Source organism: Nocardioides caldifontis (genome assembly GCF_008087345.1).
Taxonomy (GTDB): domain Bacteria; phylum Actinomycetota; class Actinomycetes; order Propionibacteriales; family Nocardioidaceae; genus Marmoricola_A; species Marmoricola_A caldifontis.
This window is the reverse complement of the sequence record NZ_VHIB01000008.1, coordinates 437,675-454,184: the sequence shown is the minus strand read 5'-3', so window position 1 is coordinate 454,184 and position 16,510 is coordinate 437,675. Positions and strand designations below refer to the sequence as shown.

Below are 16,510 nucleotides of genomic sequence, written 5' to 3'. Positions count from 1 at the left end.
CACGGTCACCGACTGTCGGCGGGGCAGGGCAGGATGAGCGCATGGCGACCCCACCCCGAGCAGACGAAGGGCCCGTCGAGCCGCTCGAGAGCCCGGTGCCTCCCGAGGCGCGCGAGGAGCACCGGCGGCTGTCCGAGCTGGTCGACGACGCTCGGTGGCGCTACTACGTGCTCGACTCCCCGACGATCTCCGACGCCGAGTTCGACAAGGCGATGCGCCGGCTCGAGGAGCTCGAGGAGCAGCACGCCGAGCTCCGCACGCCGGACTCCCCGACGCAGAAGATCGGCGGCGCGGTCTCGACGGAGTTCACCGCGGTGGACCACCTCGAGCGGATGATGAGCCTGGACAACGCGTTCTCGCTCGAGGAGCTCGCGGCGTGGGAGCAGCGGCTCCGCCGCGACGGGCTGGAGGGCGCGGAGTACCTCTGCGAGCTCAAGGTCGACGGGCTCGCGATCAATCTGCTCTACGAGGACGGGCGGCTCGTCCGCGCGCTGACCCGCGGCGACGGCCGCACGGGTGAGGACGTGACCAACAACGTCCGCACGATCAACTCCATCCCGCACCGGCTGGCGCGGGACACCGAGTTCCCGGTGCCCAAGGTGATGGAGGTCCGGGGCGAGGTGTTCCTCCCGGTCGAGGCGTTCGTGGCGCTCAACGAGTCGCTCGTCGCGGCCGGCAAGGCGCCGTTCGCCAACCCGCGGAACTCCGCAGCCGGGTCGTTGCGGCAGAAGGACCCGCGGGTCACCGCGACCCGCGCGCTGTCGATGGTCTGCCACGGCATCGGCCACCGCGAGGGGTTCACGCCGCAGCGGCAGTCGGAGGCCTACGCCGCGCTCGCGGCCTGGGGGCTGCCGGTCTCCGACCGGGTCAAGGTGGTGCCCGACCTGAAGGCGGTCGAGGAGTTCATCACCTACTACGGCGAGCACCGCCACGACGTCGAGCACGAGATCGACGGCGTCGTGGTCAAGGTCGACCAGGTGTCGCTGCAGCGGCGGCTCGGCTCCACCTCACGCGCGCCCCGCTGGGCGATCGCGTTCAAGTACCCGCCCGAGGAGGTCAACACCGAGCTGCTCGACATCCGGGTGAACGTCGGGCGGACAGGTCGGGTGACGCCGTACGGCGTGATGCGGCCGGTGGTCGTGTCGGGCTCGACGGTGGAGATGGCCACCCTCCACAACGCGTCCGAGGTCAAGCGCAAGGGGGTGCTGATCGGCGACACCGTCGTGCTGCGCAAGGCCGGCGACGTGATCCCGGAGATCGTCGGACCGGTCGTCGACCTTCGTGACGGCTCCGAGCGCGAGTTCGTGATGCCGACGCACTGCCCCGAGTGCGGGACGGAGCTGCGGCCGGAGAAGGAGGGCGATGCCGACATCCGTTGCCCCAACCAGCGCTCCTGCCCGGCCCAGCTCCGCGAGCGGTTGTTCCACGTCGCAGGCCGGGGCGCGTTCGACATCGAGGTGCTCGGCTACGAGGCGGCGATCGCGCTGCTGCAGGCCGGCGTGGTCCACGACGAGGGCGACCTCTTCGGGTTGACCGAGGCGGAGCTGCTGAAGGTGCCGCTGCTGACCCGCGCGCCCAAGAAGGGCGAAGGGGACGGCCCCGTCCTGTCGGCGAACGGCCAGCGGCTGCTGGCGAACCTCGCCGAGGCCAAGCGGCGGCCGCTGTGGCGGGTGCTGGTGGCGCTGTCGATCCGCCACGTGGGGCCGACCGCGGCCCGGGCGCTGGCCACCCACTTCGGCTCGCTCGACCGGATCCGCGAGGCGAGCGTCGAGGAGCTCGCCGGCGTCGAGGGCGTCGGCATGACGATCGCGGAGTCGATCCGCCGCTGGTTCGACGACCCCGACGCGTCGTGGCACCTCGACATCATCGAGAAGTGGCGGGCCGCCGGCGTCTCCCTCGAGGACGAGGTCGACGAGAGCACGCCCCGGACCCTGGAGGGGCTCTCGATCGTCGTCACCGGCTCGCTCGAGGAGTGGAGCCGCGACGCCGCCAAGGAGGCGATCCTCGCCCGTGGTGGCAAGGCGGCGTCCTCGGTGTCGAAGAACACCGCGTTCGTGGTGGTCGGGGAGGCGCCGGGGTCGAAGTACGACAAGGCGGTGCAGCTCAAGGTCCCCGTCCTCGACGAGGACGGGTTCCGGGTGCTCCTCGAGCAGGGGCCCGACGCGGCCCGGGAGGTCGCGACCGTCGAGGAGTGAGCCGAGCAAGACGCGACGGCGGGCCGTCCGGCGCCGGACCGGGCGGGCTGCAGACCCTGCGCTGACGGCGCCCTGGGCTGGACCATCGCACCCGGTGTCAACCCCACCGCCCTCCGGCTGCCCTTCACTGGTGTGCAGACGTTGGAGGGCAGGGAGCGGGGCGTGGAGCACCCGGTGCACCCGGACTACGAGTGGGTCTTCAGGACGACCTACCCGGCGGTCGTCCGCACCGCGTTCGTGATCGTCCGGGAGCGTGGCCTCGCCGAGGAGGTCGCCCAGGACGCGTTCGTCCGGCTCTACGAGAGGTGGGACGGGATCGAGCCCGTCGAGCAGCCGCAGGCATGGGTCCACGCCGTCGCGGTACGGATGGCGGTGCGCCAGGCACGACGCCGGCGCACCACGTCGGTGGTCGACCTCGACGACCGGCCGGTCGACGACCCGGTGGTCGACGTCGACCTCCACCGCGCCCTGGGGGAACTGCCACCACGGCAGCGCGCCGCGGTGGCCCTCTACTACCTCGAGGACCGCCCGGTCGCCGAGGTGGCGCTCCTGCTCGACGTGTCCCCGTCCACGGTGAAGCAGCACCTCCACCGGGCGCGCGCCCGGCTCGCGGTGCTGCTCGGGGAGGAGACGGAGGTGGCCGGCGATGTCGGTTGAGGACCGCATCCGTCACGGGCTCCGGGCCAACACCGAGCAGCTCCGACCTGCACTCGAGCACGCCGAGGAGGTCGTGATGCTGAAGGTGCAGCGCCGCCGCAAGGCGCGGCGGGTCAGGTACGTCGGCGCGGGAGCACTGGTCGCGGCGGCCGTCGCCGTCGGGGCCGTGTGGCTGCCGTCCGCCCTGCAGGGCGGGACGGTGACCGAGGAGCCCGGTCCGGCCGGGTCGGAGGGGGCGACACCGCTGCCGAGGGAAGGGCGGATCGCACCGGGCACCTACGTGGCCCAGTTCAACGGCGGCGGCCCGGCGACGCCCCGCGCGGTCCTCGAGGTCCCCTCGGGGTTCCAAGCGTGGGGAGGCTCCGCGGTCCTGGAACCCGGTGACTCCGCGGGTCTCGGCCTCTACACGGCCACGCGCGTCATGGGGGACCCGTGCGACCGCGGGGACCTGGGGGAGGATCCCGGCCCGTCGGCCGCCGACCTCGCGCGGGCGCTCGCGGCACAGGAGCGCACCCGGGCCAGCAGTCCGACCCCCGTCACCATCGGCGGGCACGACGGCCTCTACCTCGAGCTGACCACGCCGGAGCCAGGGGCGCCGGGCGGCTGCGCGGACGACCGGTACGACCTCTGGCGGACCGGGGCCGGCGGTCCGCGGTTCGTCGGCGCCGGGGAGGTCCAGCGGTTGTGGATCCTCGACGTGGCCGGCCACCGCGTCGTCGTGGACGTCGAGCAGAGCGGCTCGGAGGACGTGGTCCGCGACGTCGACGCGATGGTCGAGGCGATCCGCATCGTCGAGCAGCCCTGAGCACCCCGGCCGGCCGGCTAGAACCGGCCGGCCAGCAGCTGCTCCCGGAGGATGTCTCCGTGCCCCAGGTGGCGGGCGTGCTCCCGGTTGAGGTGCAGCAGCATCCACCGGAACGACAGCGGGTCGCGCCAGTTGTGCGCGACGACGTCGTCGAGCCCGTGCCCAGCTGCGACGGCCCGTGACTCCTCGCAGGCGGCCCGGAAGTCGGCCACCACCGACGCGATCGTGTCGTCCTCGTCGAGCCGGAACGAGTCGTCCATCTCCTCCGGGAGGCCGACCTCCGCAGGGGTCCGCCCCTCGAGCGAGACCTGGAACCACGTCCGCTCGCCGTACGCCGCGTGCTTGACCAGCCCGAGCACCGTGGTCAGCGACGGGACCAGCTTGCGGCGTACCTCGTCCTCGGTCAGCCCGTCGACCAGCGCCGCGATGCCCTCGCGGTGGTCCTCGAGGAACGCCTCGAGCTGGGTGAGCTCGTCGTCGAGGAGCGCGTCGTCGGCGCGTGGGGAGGGCGGTCGGGGCGCGGTCATCCGCCCGATCCAACCACGGGCGCGCTCCGTAGGATGGCGCCCATGTCCGTTGAGATCACCCGTGACGACGTCGCGCACCTGGCCGGGCTCGCCCGGATCCAGCTCGACGACGACGAGCTCGACCGGCTCGGCCAGGAGCTCCCGAAGATCATCGAGTCCGTGGCCACCGTGTCGCAGGCGCTGGAGGGCGCGGGGGAGGTCGAACCGATGAGCCACCCGACGCCGCTGCGCAACGTGTTCCGCGAGGACGTCGTGCACGAGTGCCTGACCCCCGAGGCCGCGCTCGCCGGTGCTCCGGCCAGCGAGGAGCAGCGGTTCATGGTCCCCAAGATCCTGGGTGAGGAGTGAGCGCCGGCATGGGCGGCACCACTGACCTGGCCGAGCTGACCGGGGCCGAGCTGGCCGACGCGCTCGCGGCCGGGGAGACGACCTCGGTCGAGGCGACGCGCGCCTGCCTCGACCGCATCGAGGCCCTCGACGGCACGCTCGGCTCGTTCCTCCACGTCGACGCCGAAGGGGCGCTCGCCGCGGCTGCCGAGGCCGACGAGCGGCGCTCCGCAGCCTCGCCGGCCTCGCCGCTCGACGGAGTCCCGGTCGCCGTGAAGGACCTGCTCTGCACCGTCGGCCAGCCCACCACGGCGGGGTCGCGGATCCTCGAGGGCTGGGTGCCGCCGTACGACGCCACCGTGGTCACGCGGCTGCGTCGCGCCGGGCTCCCGATCCTCGGCAAGACCAACCTCGACGAGTTCGCGATGGGCTCGTCCACCGAGCACTCGGCGTACGGCCCGACCCGGAACCCGTGGGACACCGAGCGCACCCCGGGTGGTTCGGGCGGCGGTTCGGCCGCGGCGGTCGCCGCGCGGCTGGCGCCGCTCGCGATCGGCACCGACACCGGCGGCTCGATCCGTCAGCCCGGGGCGCTCACCGGCACCGTCGGCGTCAAGCCGACCTACGGCGGTGTCTCGCGCTACGGCATCGTCGCGATGGCGAGCAGCCTCGACCAGGCCGGCCCCGTGACCCGGACCGTGCTCGACGCCGCGCTGCTCCACGAGGTGATCGGCGGCCACGACCCGCTCGACTCGACCTCGATCGACGCGCCGGTGCCGCCGGTGGTCGAGGCCGCCCGGCGTGGGGACGTGGCCGGGCTGAGGATCGGCGTGGTCAAGGAGCTCGGCGGCGAGGGGTTCCAGAGCGGGGTGCAGGCCCGGTTCGAGGAGTCCGTCCAGCTGCTCACCGAGGCCGGGGCGACCGTCGTCGAGGTGTCGTGCCCGAGCTTCGCGCACGCGCTGGCGGCGTACTACCTGGTGATGCCGAGCGAGGTGTCGTCGAACCTCGCGCGGTTCGACGCGATGCGTTACGGGCTGCGGGTCTTCCCCGAGGGCGTCGACGACCCGAGCGCCGAGCAGGTGATGGCCGCGACCCGCGACGCCGGGTTCGGCGACGAGGTGAAGCGACGCATCATCCTCGGCACCTACGCGCTGTCGAGCGGGTACTACGACGCCTACTACGGCTCGGCGCAGAAGGTCCGTGCGTTGGTGGCGCGCGACTTCGGCCGTGCCTTCGAGCAGGCCGACGTGCTCGTCTCGCCCACCGCGCCGACGACGGCGTTCCGGATGGGGGAGAAGCTCGACGACCCGCTGGCGATGTACCTCCAGGACGTCGCGACGATCCCGGCCAACCTGGCAGGCGTGCCGGGGCTCTCGCTGCCCGCGGGGCTCGCGGAGGACGGCCTCCCGGTGGGGGTGCAGTTCCTCGCGCCGCTGCAGGCCGACGACCGGCTCTACAACGCGGCCGCCGCGCTCGAGCGGCTGCTGCTCGAGAAGTGGGGCGGCCCGCTGCTCGCCCCGTCGGCCACCGAGGAGGTGTCGGCATGACGCTCACCCAGCCGGAGCTGGTGCCCTTCGAGCAGGCGCTGACCCGCTACGAGCCGGTCATGGGGCTCGAGGTGCACGTCGAGCTCAACACCGCGACGAAGATGTTCTGCGGCTGCCCCACCACGTTCGGTGGCGAGCCGAACACCCACGTCTGCCCGGTGTGCCTGGGGCTCCCGGGCTCGCTGCCGGTGGTGAACGGCAAGGCGGTGGAGTCGGCGATCCGCATCGGGCTGGCGCTGAACTGCGAGATCGCGGAATGGTGCCGGTTCGCGCGGAAGAACTACTTCTACCCGGACATGCCGAAGAACTTCCAGACCTCGCAGTACGACGAGCCCATCGCGTTCGACGGGTGGACCGAGGTCGAGGTCGACGGGGAGACCTACCGGATCGAGATCGAGCGCGCCCACATGGAGGAGGACACCGGCAAGTCCACCCACGTCGGCGGCGCGACCGGGCGGATCCACGGGGCGGAGCACTCGCTGCTCGACTACAACCGGGCCGGGATCCCGCTGATCGAGATCGTCACCAAGCCGATCTTCGTGCCGGGCGGCAAGGCGCCGGCGGTGGCCCGGGCGTACGTCCAGCAGCTGCGCGACCTGATGCTGGCCCTCGACGTCTCCGACGTGCGGATGGACCAGGGGTCCCTGCGCGCCGACGTGAACCTGTCCCTGCGGCCGCACGGCGTGACGACCCTCGGCACCCGCAGCGAGACCAAGAACGTCAACTCGTTCCGCTCGGTGGAGCGGGCGGTCCGCTACGAGGTCAGCCGGCACGCCGGGATCCTCGACTCGGGCCAGCGGGTGGTGCAGGAGACCCGCCACTTCCACGAGGACACCGGGACGACGTCCCCGGGGCGGGAGAAGTCCGACGCCGAGGACTACCGCTACTTCCCTGAGCCCGACCTCGCTCCGGTGGCCCCGTCGCGCGAGTGGGTGGAGGAGCTGCGGGCGACGCTGCCCGAGCCGCCCGCCGAGCGCCGCCGTCGGCTGCAGGCCGAGTGGGGGTTCTCAGACCTCGAGATGCGCGACACCGTAGGCGCGGGTGCGCTCGATCTTGTCGCATCGACAATTGCTTCAGGTGCGTCGCCGCAGGCGGCTCGCAAGTGGTGGCTCTCCGAGCTGGCGCGGCGGGCCAACGAGCAGGGCGTCGAGCTGTCGGCGCTCGCGATCACTCCCGCGCAGGTGGCCCGGATCCAGGCGCTCGTGGACGAGGGGAAGATCAACGACAAGCTCGCCCGGCAGGTCTTCGACGGCGTGCTCGCCGGCGAGGGCGAGCCGGACGAGGTGGTCGAGAAGCGTGGGCTTGCGGTCGTCTCCGACGAGGGGGCGCTCTCCGAGGCGGTCGACCGTGCGATCGCCGCCAATCCTGACGTCGCCGAGAAGATCAGGGGCGGCAAGGTGCAGGCGGCTGGTGCGCTCATCGGTGCGGTGATGAAGGAGATGCGCGGCCAGGCCGACGCCGGCCGGGTGCGCGAGCTCATCGTCGAGAAGCTGAGCTGACCGTGCGGGTCCGGCTCGTCACGCCCGACGACGCCGGGCCGATCGCCTCGTTGCTGCGCGCCAACCGCGAGTTCCTCACACCGTGGGAGCCCGTGCGACCGGACTCGTTCTTCACCGAGGAGGGGCAGCTCGCCGCGCTCCGCGCCGCGCTGACCGAGCACGAGCTGGGGCTGGGCCACCCGCTTGTGGTCCTCGACGACGACGGCGAGATCGTCGGCCGGCTCAACGTCACCGGCATCGTGCGAGGGGCCTTCCAGTCGGCCAACCTGGGCTACTGGATCGCGCAGTCGGCGAACGGCCGCGGTCTGGCCACCTCGGCCGTCGCGGCGGCGAAGGAGCTGGCGTTCGGCGAGCTCGGGCTGCACCGCCTCCAGGCGGCGACGCTGCTCCACAACACCGCGTCCCAGAAGGTGCTGGAGCGGAACGGGTTCGTCCGGATCGGGATGGCGCCGGCGTACCTCAGCATCGCCGGGCGCTGGCAGGACCACCTGCTCTTCCAGGTCCTCGCCCCCTGACCGCCGACCCGTCGCATCTTCACGCCGGTTTGCCGCCGAGCCGTCGCATCTTCACGCCGACTTCCCGCCGAGCCGTCGCATCTTCACGCGGAATGCCGTCTAGTCGGCACATCCTGCGTCGTGGTCGCGGCCCGGCCCGCGATCCCGGGGAGGACGCGCCGCCTCGGCACCCGAGAGCGGTGAAGATGCGACGGCTCGGCGCTTGAGAGCGGTGAAGATGCGACGACTCGGCGCTTGAACCGGATGAAGATGCGACGGGTCGGCAGGGCGGCGGGTCAGTCGGGGAGGGCGACCTCGAGGATCCGGTCGTCCTGCGGGGCCGGGTCGCCGCGGCCGTCGCGGTTGCTCGTCGTGATCCAGAGGTTGCCGTTCGGGGCGACCACGACCGTCCGCACCCGGCCGTAGCTCCCGACGAACCAGTCGGTCGGCTTGCCGGTGCCGTCCGCGGTGACCGGGACCTCCCAGAGCCGTTCGCCCCGGAGCGCGCCGGCCCACAGGGAGCCGTTGGCGAACGCCAGCCCCGAGGGCGAGGCCTCCGTGGTGCGCCAGGTGACGTGCGGGTTGCGGTAGTCGTCGCCCTCGCCGCGCCCCTCGACCAGCGGCCAGCCGTAGTTGCGGGCCTTCTCCACGAGGTTCAGCTCGTCCCAGGTGTTCTGGCCGAACTCGGTCGCCCACAGCCGGCCGTCGTCGTCGAACGCGAGCCCCTGCACGTTGCGGTGGCCCATCGACCACACCGGCGAGCCGTCCCGCGGGTTGTCGGGCGCGGGGTCGCCGTCGGTCGTGATGTGCAGGACCTTCCCGCCGAGCGAGTCGGCGTCCTGCGACAACGACGGCTCGCCCGACTCGCCGGTGGAGACGAAGAGGGTGGCGTCGTCTGCGAAGAGCAGCCGGCCGCCGTCGTGGGTGAACCCGTTGGGGATCCCGGTCAGCACCGGTTCGGGGGTGCCGAGCCGGCGACCGTCGTACTCCATCCGGACGACGCGGTTGTCGTCGGCGGTGCTGACGTAGGCGTACACCAGCCGGTCCTCGTCGTACGACGGGGAGACGGCGAGCCCGAGGAGGCCGGCCTCGCCCTGCGGGCTGGCGTCGTCGACCGTGCCGACCTCGCGCACCCGGTTGTTGCGCGGCCCCTCGAGCGCGAGGATCCGCGCGGTGTCGCGTTCGCTGACCAGCGCCGTGCCGTCGGGGAGGAACGCCAGCCCCCACGGAGCCTCCAGCCCGGAGGCCACGGTCCGCACCACGGTCGGGCGGCCGACCGAGGGAGAGGCCTCCAGCGTCTGCTGCGGCTCCGCGGTCCTGGTCGAGGGCTGGGGAGCGGAGGGTGCGGAGCCGAGCGCGTCGGGGTCGCCGACCGGCTCGTCGGAGGAGCACGCGGCGAGCAGCAGCGCGATGACGAGCGCGAGGACCGACAACGCCTTCATGCATGCAGCCTAGGGAAGACGCCCTGACCGTCTAGATTGCCTCCGTGACCTCCCCGGGCGCCGTGCGCGCGACCGCACCGCTGCCCACCGGCGTGCGGATCGGCTACGGGTCCGGGTCGGTGGCGACAGGCGCGTTCGGCACGGTGCCGGGGCTGATGCTGCTGCCGTACCTGACCGACACGCTCGGGGTCGCGGCGGCGCTCGCCGGGGTGGTCGTGTTCCTGCCGAAGGCCTGGGACGTGGTGCTCAACCCGATCGCCGGCCGGATCAGCGACCGCAGCACCGACCCCCGCGGTCCCCGTCGCCCTTACCTGCTCAAGGCCGGGCTCGCCCTCGCCGCCTGCTTCGCCCTGCTCTTCGCCGGACCGCCACTCGGGTCGCAGGCGCTCGACACGGTCTGGGTGCTGGTGCTCTTCCTCGCCTGCGCGACGGCGTACGCGTTCTTCCAGGTGCCGTTCGTCGCGATGCCGGCGGAGATCACCGACAGCTACGAGGAGCGCACGCGGCTGATGACGTGGCGCGTCGCGCTGCTCGCCCTGACGATCCTGCTCACCGGCGCCAGCGCACCGGCGATCCGGGACGCGGTCGGTGGTCGCGACGGCTACCGGCTGATGGGCGTCGCCGTCGCGTTGGTGATCGTGGTCGGGGTGGTCGGCGTCCACCGCGGCACCCGCAGCGCGCCCACCGGCACGGTGCAGCCGGCCGGCGGTTCGCTCCGCGACCAGCTCAAGGTCGTCGCGTCGGCGCGCGACTTCCGGCTGCTGCTCACCACCTTCGTCGTGCAGGCGCTGGCGGTCGGCGCGATGCTCGCCGGTGTCGACTACGTGGCGCGGGTGGTCCTCGAGCGCGAGGGCGCGGCGACCGTGCTGTTCGTCTGCTTCGTGGGGCCGGCGCTGCTCCTCACCCCGGTCTGGGAGCGGGTCGGCGCGCGGCTAGGCAAGAAGGCCGGGTACGTCGCCGCGTCGGTGGTGCTCGCCGCGGGCGCGCTCCTCCTCGTCGGCGCCCAGGGGCTCCCGCCGGCCCTCGTGTACGTCGCCACCGGGCTGGTCGGTGTCGGGTACGCCGGCGCGCAGGTGTTCCCGATGGCGATGCTCCCCGACGCCGCCGCTGTCGACGCCCACCGCACGGGGGAGAACCGGGCCGGCGTCTACACCGGCGTGTGGACGGCGGGGGAGACGCTCGGCCTCGCGCTCGGGCCGGGTGTGTTCGCGCTCGTGCTCGCCGCCGGCGGCTACGTCTCCTCCACCGAGGGCACCGCCGTGCAGCCGGACTCCGCGGTCACGGCCGTCACCCTCGGCTTCTCGCTGCTGCCGGCCGCGCTCGTCCTGCTCTCGCTGGGGTGGCTGAGCCGCTACTCCCTGACCGCACGCGACGTCGAGGCGGCCCTGGCTGCCCACTCCCACCAGGAGGAACCCACCGCATGACGCCCAGCGACGTCCTCGCCCGGCTCCGCACGCTCCAGGAGGGCGACCTGCCCACGAAGGGCGGCCGGACCCTCGCCTACGTCTACGACAGCGGGCTCGCCGACGCCGACGACGTGGCCCGCCAGGCGGTGGCGGCGTTCGCCGACTCCAACGGCCTCGACCCGACGGCCTTCCCGTCCCTGCGGGAGATGGAGAACGACCTCGTCGGCTTCGCCGCCGACCTCCTCGACGCGCCCGACACCGTCGTCGGCTCGGTCACCAGCGGCGGCACGGAGTCGGTCCTGCTCGCCGTCCAGAGCGCCCGCGACTCCCGGCCCGACGTGGACCGCCCGCGCATGGTGATCCCGTCGACGGCGCACGCGGCGTTCCACAAGGCCGCGCACTACTTCCGCGTCGAGCCGGTGCTGGTCGACGTCGGCGACGACTTCCGCCCCGACCCCGCGGCGATGGCCGACGCGATCGACGGCTCCACCGTCCTGGTCGCGGTCTCGGCCCCGTCGTACGCCCACGGGGTCGTCGACCCCGTCGCGGACGTCGCCGCGGCCGCGCAGGAGCGGGGCGTGCGCTGCCACGTCGACGCGTGCATCGGCGGCTGGGTGCTGCCGTACGCGGCGCGGCTCGGACGCTCGGTGCCGCCGTGGACGTTCGCGGTCGACGGCGTCACGAGCATCTCGGTCGACCTGCACAAGTACGGCTACACCCCGAAGGGCGCCTCGCTGCTGCTGCACCGCAGCCCGGCGCACCGCCGCTCGCAGCTCTTCGCCAGCGCCCGCTGGCCCGGCTACACGATGTTGAACTCCACGATGCAGTCCACGAGGTCAGGTGCGCCGCTGGCCGCGGCCTGGGCGGTGGTGAGGACCATCGGCGACGCAGGGTACGAGCGGCTCACGACCCGGGTCCTCGACGGCGTCGACCGGCTGGTGGAGGGGCTGGGCGCCATCGAGGGGCTGCGGCTCCCGGTGCGCCCTGACTCGACGCTGGTGGCGGTGGAGACCGACGGCAGCTGCGACGTCTTCACGATCGCCGACGAGATGGCCGCGCGGGGCTGGTTCGTGCAGCCGCAGATGCGGTTCGCCGGCCACCCGCCGAACCTCCACCTCACGTTGTCGGCGGCCACGACCGACAGCCTCGACGAGCTCCTCGCGGCGTTCGCCGACGCGGTCGCGGTGGCCCGCGAGCGGGGGCCGGTGCAGGTCGACCCCGGCGTCGCGGAGGTCGTCGCCGCGCTCGACCCGGACCACCTCGGCGACGAGGAGTTCGACGGGCTGCTCGCCGCCGCCGGGCTGGACCCGGCGGGCTCCTCCGTCGTCCCGGACCGGATGGCCGAGGTCAACGCGCTGCTCGACCTGGCGTCGCCGGAGCTCCGCGAGGCGGTGCTCAAGGCGTTCCTCGACCGGCTCCAGCGCCCGAACCGGCGCTGACAAGGAGGGGTCAGCCCTCGACGCGCTCGACGAACTCGCGGAGCAGCCTCGCCACGAGCTCCGGCCGCTCGAGGGTGAGGAAGTGGCTGCCGAGGAGGTTGGTGTACTCGGCGTCGCCCATCCGCTCGGCCGCCGTACGCATGTCGTGGTGGGAGGCCATCAGGTCGAACCGGCCGGCGACGAACGCGGCGGGGACGTCGATGCCGGACAGCGACACCCGGCCGTGCTCCGCGGCGGCGAGCGCGAGGTGGCCGTACCAGTCGACCGGCGTGGTCAGGAACTCCCGCACCGCCCGGCGCACGTCGGCACCCTTGGCCGAGGGGAACATGAACCCGCTGTAGCGCAGCACCGTCGAGGTCACCGGACCGATCGGCAGCCGTCGTACGACGGGGGTCAGCACCGGACCGCCGAGCCGCATGCCGTGCGCGACGCCCTTGACGATCGGCTCCCGCAGCGGACGGGGGATGAGCAGCGGAGCACCCATCGAGGCGAACGTGCCGCCCGGCACCCCTGCGACCGCGAACAGCCCGGAGACCCGCTCGGGGTGGCGGACGGCGAGCTCGAACGCGGTGTTCACGCCGATCGACCAGCCCGCGACGACGCAGGTGTCGACGCCGGCGTCGTCGAGCACCGCGATCGCGTCCTCGACGAAGGCGTCGACACCGACCCGGGACTCGTCCTCGGGGCGGGCGCTGCGCCCGACGCCGCGGTGGTTCCAGGAGATGACGCGGAGGCCGCAGTCGGGGGAGAGGAGCTCGGGCCAGGCGTAGGGGTTCGTGCCGAGCCCGTTGCAGACCAGCACCGTGGGGCCGTCGGCGCCGTTCGTCCACGCCTCGACGAGGGTGCCGTCGGCGCTGCGCACCTTGTGGAAGCGGACGCGCTTCCGGCTCGGGGCTGGCTTCAGCCGGGGTCGCCCGAGCCGCTGCGACGACACGGGCGAAGACGCACGCGGCTCGCCGGGGAGGCCGGACACGACGGACATGCTCGACAGTGTGCCCCGACCGACCTGGTTCTCACGTGATTGGTGCGCGAGATCACGCGTGGTGGGTCGGGCTCACCCTCCGACGGCCTGACGGGCAGGCGCACGGGTGTCGGCGGCCCGCTGCCGCGCCAGTGCCTCCAGGAACTCCTCGACCTCGTCGCGCTCCTGACGCACCCGAGCGAGCGCGGTGCCGGCGACCAGGGCGTTGCGGCGGGCCTGCTGCTGGCTCTGCACCGGCCAGGCGAGGGCCCACCGGACGAGCGATCGCGGTGACGTCATGCTCTCTCCTCCGAGACCGCCGGTCCGGGAGTGGGGTCCGGCTCGCCGACGACGCTAGGCACCGCACGCTGCCGAGGTGTCAACGCGACGTGACGGTTGCGTGAACTGCCCTCCGTCGAGGGGTGGCACGGGTCCGGGGGCGGGCGTAGCGTCGTGCGGAGCCCTCGCACCCGGGGCGGGCCGCGCCGAGAAGAGCCGTGGAGGAGCCATGCCGGGGACCGTGCTGATGATCGGGACGCGCAAGGGGCTGTGGGTGGCCCGCAGCGAGGACCGCGAGCGCTGGGACGTCTCGGGTCCCGACGACGTGATGGGCGAGGTGCACGCGGTCGCGATCGACAAGCGCGGCGCCACCCCGCGGCTGCTGATGTCCAGCCGCCACTGGCACATCGGGCCGCAGGTGCAGCACTCCGACGACCTGGGCGAGAGCTGGCAGGCCGCCCCGACCGGCGGCGTCGTCTTCCCGCCGGACACGGACACGGCGGTGGCCGCGATCTGGGCGCTGGCGCCGTCTGCGGCCGAGCCCGACGTCGTGTACGCCGGCACCGAGCCCTCGGCACTCTGGCGGTCGACCGACCGGGGCGAGACCTTCGAGCTGGTGCGCGGCCTCTGGGACCACCCGCACCGCCCGCAGTGGGAGCCCGGGGGCGGCGGCCAGGCGATCCACACGCTGCTGCCGCACCCCACCGACCCGGCGAGGGTGCACGTCGCGATGTCGACGGGCGGGGTCTACCGCACCACCGACGGCGGGGCGTCGTGGGAGCCGGCCAACAAGGGGATCAAGGCCGAGTTCATGCCCGACGAGGTGAGCTACCCCGAGTGGGGGCAGTGCGTCCACAAGGTGGCACGGTCGGCCACCCGCCACGAGGTGCTCTACGCCCAGAACCACGGCGGCGTCTACCGCAGCGACGACGAGGGGACGTCCTGGACGTCGATCGCCGACGGGCTCCCGGCGGAGTTCGGCTTCCCCGTGGTCGCCCACCCGCGGGTCGACGGCACGGTCTGGCTGTTCCCCCTGGAGAGCTCCTACCGTCGGTTCCCGCCCGACCGGGCCTGCCGGGTCTGGCGCTCGACCGACGCGGGGGAGACCTGGCAGGAGCAGGGCAAGGGGCTGCCCGACACCTTCTTCGCCGGGGTGATGCGGGACGCGATGTGCGTCGACGACGGCGACCCGGTCGGGGTCTACATCGGCAGCCGCGACGGCAGCGTCTACGCCAGCCCGGACGAGGGGGAGACCTGGGTGCCGGTCATCGAGCACCTCCCGGACGTGCTCTGCGTGCGGGCGGCGACGCTCTAGGAGGCCAGCGACGCTCTAGGACGCCAGCGTCGCGATCCGGGTCGGCTCGCTCCGGCCCCGGACCGTGATCGGCTCGAGCTCGCGCCAGTGCCGCGCCTCCTCGGGGGCGGCGGAGCCGACGAGCCCGCAGTTGGCGACCACCCGGGCGGGCACCTTCTTGGCGTGGCCGGTCAGCCGGGCCGCCTCGTTCACCGGGTCGCCGATGACGGTGTACTCGTAGCGCTCGTGCGTCCCGACGTTGCCGGCGACCGCCGTACCGCAGGAGACGCCGATGCCGGCGGCGATCTCCGGCACCTCGTCGGCCAACCGCCGGCTCATCACCCGCGCGGCCGCCAGCGCCGCGGTGTGCTTGTCCTCGAGCTCGGCCGGGGCGCCCCAGACCGCGAGCGCGGCGTCGCCCTCGAACTTGTTGATCCACCCGTCGTGCTCGTGGACGACGTCGATCACCACCTCGAAGAACCGGTTGAGCAGCCCGACCACCTCCTCCGGCGGCCGGTTCTCGGCGAGCGACGTCGAGCCGATGATGTCGACGAAGAGCACCGCGATGTCGCGGGACTCCCCACCGAGCCGCACGCCGCCCTCGAGGGCCCGCCGCGCGACGTCGGCCCCGACGTGGCGGCCGAACAGGTCACGCATCTCCTCGCGCTCGCGGAGCCCCTGCACCATCCGGTTGAAGCCGGACTGGAGCATCCCGATCTCGGTGCCGTCGTAGATGCCGACCTCGACGTCGAGGTCGCCGCGCTCGACGCGGGCCACCGCCTCGCGGAGGTTGCGGATCGGTTCGCTGCTCGCGCGGGCGGCGACGAAGATCGTCAGGAAGCCGACCAGCAGGGCGATCCCGCCCAGCACGATCACCGAGATCGCGAGGTCCATGGCGGTGACCGGTCGGGGCTCGACGGCCGTGGTGATCCCGACCGTCACGACTCCCAGCATCGAGACGCCCGAGCCCAGCGCCCAGGCGAAGAGGGTGCGGCCGGCGACGCTGCGCACGTACCGCCGGCTCGGGAACCCCTGCGAAAGCACGCGTCGCGCCACCGGCCGCAGCGCCCGCTCGGCGAACAGGTAGGTCAGGCAGCTCGTGGTCCAGCCGGCGAGACCGACGACGAACAGCACCGACAACGCCAGGTCGACCGAGTGGCGGAGGTTGCTGCCGAAGAAGACCAGCGAGCCGATCGCCCAGAGCGAGGCCTGGTAGACGAAGACCCGCCGGGGCGCGGCGAGCACGTCGCGGCGGTCGTCCGGGGTCGGCGCGTGGCCGGGCCGGAGCATCGTGACGACCGGGTGGAGCGTCCGCCAGGCCTGGCGGATCCCGAGCCCGCCGGCGACGAGGACGTATGCCCCCGCGAGCGCCAGGTTGTCCCACTCGGTCAGCTGGCCGCGGTCCACGTCCGGCATCGGTACGACGAGGAACAGCAGCGTGTAGGCGACGCCGATGCCCACGGCGTTGGAGCCGGCGAGGAGGACACCCAGCGCCACCCGGACCTGCCAGACGGGCAGGGAGGTGTACCAGTCCTTCGCCAGCCCGCGCCACCACGTCACGCCGCCGACCACAGGGGGACGCTACGGGAAACGGCGGCCCGGTGCTGCCGGTCGCCGCGGACGCGGGGCGCTCGCCCG

General features: G+C 73.3%; 15 protein-coding genes. 10 read left to right on the top strand and 5 right to left on the bottom strand.

Annotation, left to right across the window (positions count from 1 at the left end):
• Positions 1-41: 41 nt before the first annotated feature.
• The 3 genes from ligA (at position 42) to FIP57_RS16430 (ending at position 3,657) form a co-directional block, all read left to right on the top strand.
• Complete coding sequence (gene ligA / locus FIP57_RS16440) at positions 42-2,195, top strand: NAD-dependent DNA ligase LigA (RefSeq protein WP_148574593.1); 2,154 nt, start codon at positions 42-44, stop codon at positions 2,193-2,195.
• Between the two features lie 162 nt (positions 2,196-2,357).
• A complete protein-coding gene (locus FIP57_RS24345) occupies positions 2,358-2,852 on the top strand; it encodes an RNA polymerase sigma factor (protein WP_162529835.1) in 495 nt (164 codons plus the stop codon).
• Positions 2,842-3,657 (top strand): hypothetical protein, encoded by an 816-nt coding sequence (locus FIP57_RS16430; RefSeq protein ID WP_148574591.1) that lies wholly within the window; start codon positions 2,842-2,844, stop codon positions 3,655-3,657. The genes FIP57_RS24345 and FIP57_RS16430 overlap by 11 nt, the downstream gene beginning before the upstream one ends.
• Positions 3,658-3,674: 17 nt before the next feature.
• Here FIP57_RS16430 and FIP57_RS16425 read toward each other — a convergent pair whose 3' ends face one another.
• Positions 3,675-4,184: a DinB family protein gene (locus tag FIP57_RS16425; RefSeq protein WP_148574590.1), complete on the bottom strand. Its 510-nt coding sequence runs from the start codon at positions 4,182-4,184 to the stop codon at positions 3,675-3,677.
• A 42-nt stretch (positions 4,185-4,226) separates the two neighbouring features.
• Here FIP57_RS16425 and gatC point away from each other — a divergent pair, with 42 nt between their 5' ends.
• From gatC to FIP57_RS16405, 4 genes are read left to right on the top strand one after another with little or no spacing between them, the layout of a single operon-like run.
• Entirely contained in the window at positions 4,227-4,532 is a 306-nt protein-coding gene (gene gatC, locus FIP57_RS16420; protein ID WP_148574589.1) for an Asp-tRNA(Asn)/Glu-tRNA(Gln) amidotransferase subunit GatC, read from the top strand.
• Positions 4,533-4,540: 8 nt separating this feature from the next.
• The gene (gatA, locus tag FIP57_RS16415) at positions 4,541-6,058 is read left to right on the top strand and encodes an Asp-tRNA(Asn)/Glu-tRNA(Gln) amidotransferase subunit GatA (protein WP_148574588.1); all 1,518 of its coding nucleotides are present in this window, start codon (positions 4,541-4,543) and stop codon (positions 6,056-6,058) included.
• Positions 6,055-7,557, top strand: coding sequence for an Asp-tRNA(Asn)/Glu-tRNA(Gln) amidotransferase subunit GatB (gene gatB, locus FIP57_RS16410; RefSeq protein WP_148574587.1), 1,503 nt, complete (start codon positions 6,055-6,057; stop codon positions 7,555-7,557). Before gatA ends, gatB begins: the two co-directional genes overlap by 4 nt.
• Positions 7,558-7,559: 2 nt before the next feature.
• Positions 7,560-8,072 (top strand): GNAT family N-acetyltransferase, encoded by a 513-nt coding sequence (locus tag FIP57_RS16405; RefSeq protein ID WP_238993522.1) that lies wholly within the window; start codon positions 7,560-7,562, stop codon positions 8,070-8,072.
• A gap of 275 nt (positions 8,073-8,347) precedes the next feature.
• Here FIP57_RS16405 and FIP57_RS16400 read toward each other — a convergent pair whose 3' ends face one another.
• Positions 8,348-9,493 carry a PQQ-dependent sugar dehydrogenase gene (locus FIP57_RS16400; protein WP_148574585.1) on the bottom strand — a complete coding sequence of 382 codons (1,146 nt, stop codon included), beginning with the start codon at positions 9,491-9,493 and terminating at the stop codon, positions 8,348-8,350.
• 44 nt (positions 9,494-9,537) lie between these two features.
• Between FIP57_RS16400 and FIP57_RS16395 the strand changes: the two genes are divergently transcribed.
• A complete protein-coding gene (locus tag FIP57_RS16395) occupies positions 9,538-10,917 on the top strand; it encodes an MFS transporter (RefSeq protein WP_238993521.1) in 1,380 nt (459 codons plus the stop codon).
• Positions 10,914-12,338 (top strand): pyridoxal phosphate-dependent decarboxylase family protein, encoded by a 1,425-nt coding sequence (locus FIP57_RS16390; RefSeq protein ID WP_148574584.1) that lies wholly within the window; start codon positions 10,914-10,916, stop codon positions 12,336-12,338. The genes FIP57_RS16395 and FIP57_RS16390 overlap by 4 nt, the downstream gene beginning before the upstream one ends.
• 10 nt (positions 12,339-12,348) lie before the next feature.
• Here FIP57_RS16390 and FIP57_RS16385 read toward each other — a convergent pair whose 3' ends face one another.
• Both FIP57_RS16385 and FIP57_RS16380 read right to left on the bottom strand, forming a co-directional pair.
• Positions 12,349-13,320, bottom strand: coding sequence for an alpha/beta fold hydrolase (locus FIP57_RS16385; protein ID WP_148574583.1), 972 nt, complete (start codon positions 13,318-13,320; stop codon positions 12,349-12,351).
• Positions 13,321-13,392: 72 nt separating this feature from the next.
• Complete coding sequence (locus FIP57_RS16380; protein ID WP_148574582.1) at positions 13,393-13,599, bottom strand: hypothetical protein; 207 nt, start codon at positions 13,597-13,599, stop codon at positions 13,393-13,395.
• A 208-nt stretch (positions 13,600-13,807) separates the two neighbouring features.
• Here FIP57_RS16380 and FIP57_RS16375 point away from each other — a divergent pair, with 208 nt between their 5' ends.
• Positions 13,808-14,893, top strand: a complete 1,086-nt coding sequence (locus tag FIP57_RS16375; protein WP_148574581.1) for a WD40/YVTN/BNR-like repeat-containing protein — start codon at positions 13,808-13,810, stop codon at positions 14,891-14,893.
• A gap of 15 nt (positions 14,894-14,908) precedes the next feature.
• On the opposite strand, the gene FIP57_RS16370 is transcribed toward FIP57_RS16375, so the two are convergent.
• Positions 14,909-16,444: an adenylate/guanylate cyclase domain-containing protein gene (locus FIP57_RS16370; RefSeq protein WP_203231299.1), complete on the bottom strand. Its 1,536-nt coding sequence runs from the start codon at positions 16,442-16,444 to the stop codon at positions 14,909-14,911.
• Positions 16,445-16,510: the final 66 nt, after the last annotated feature.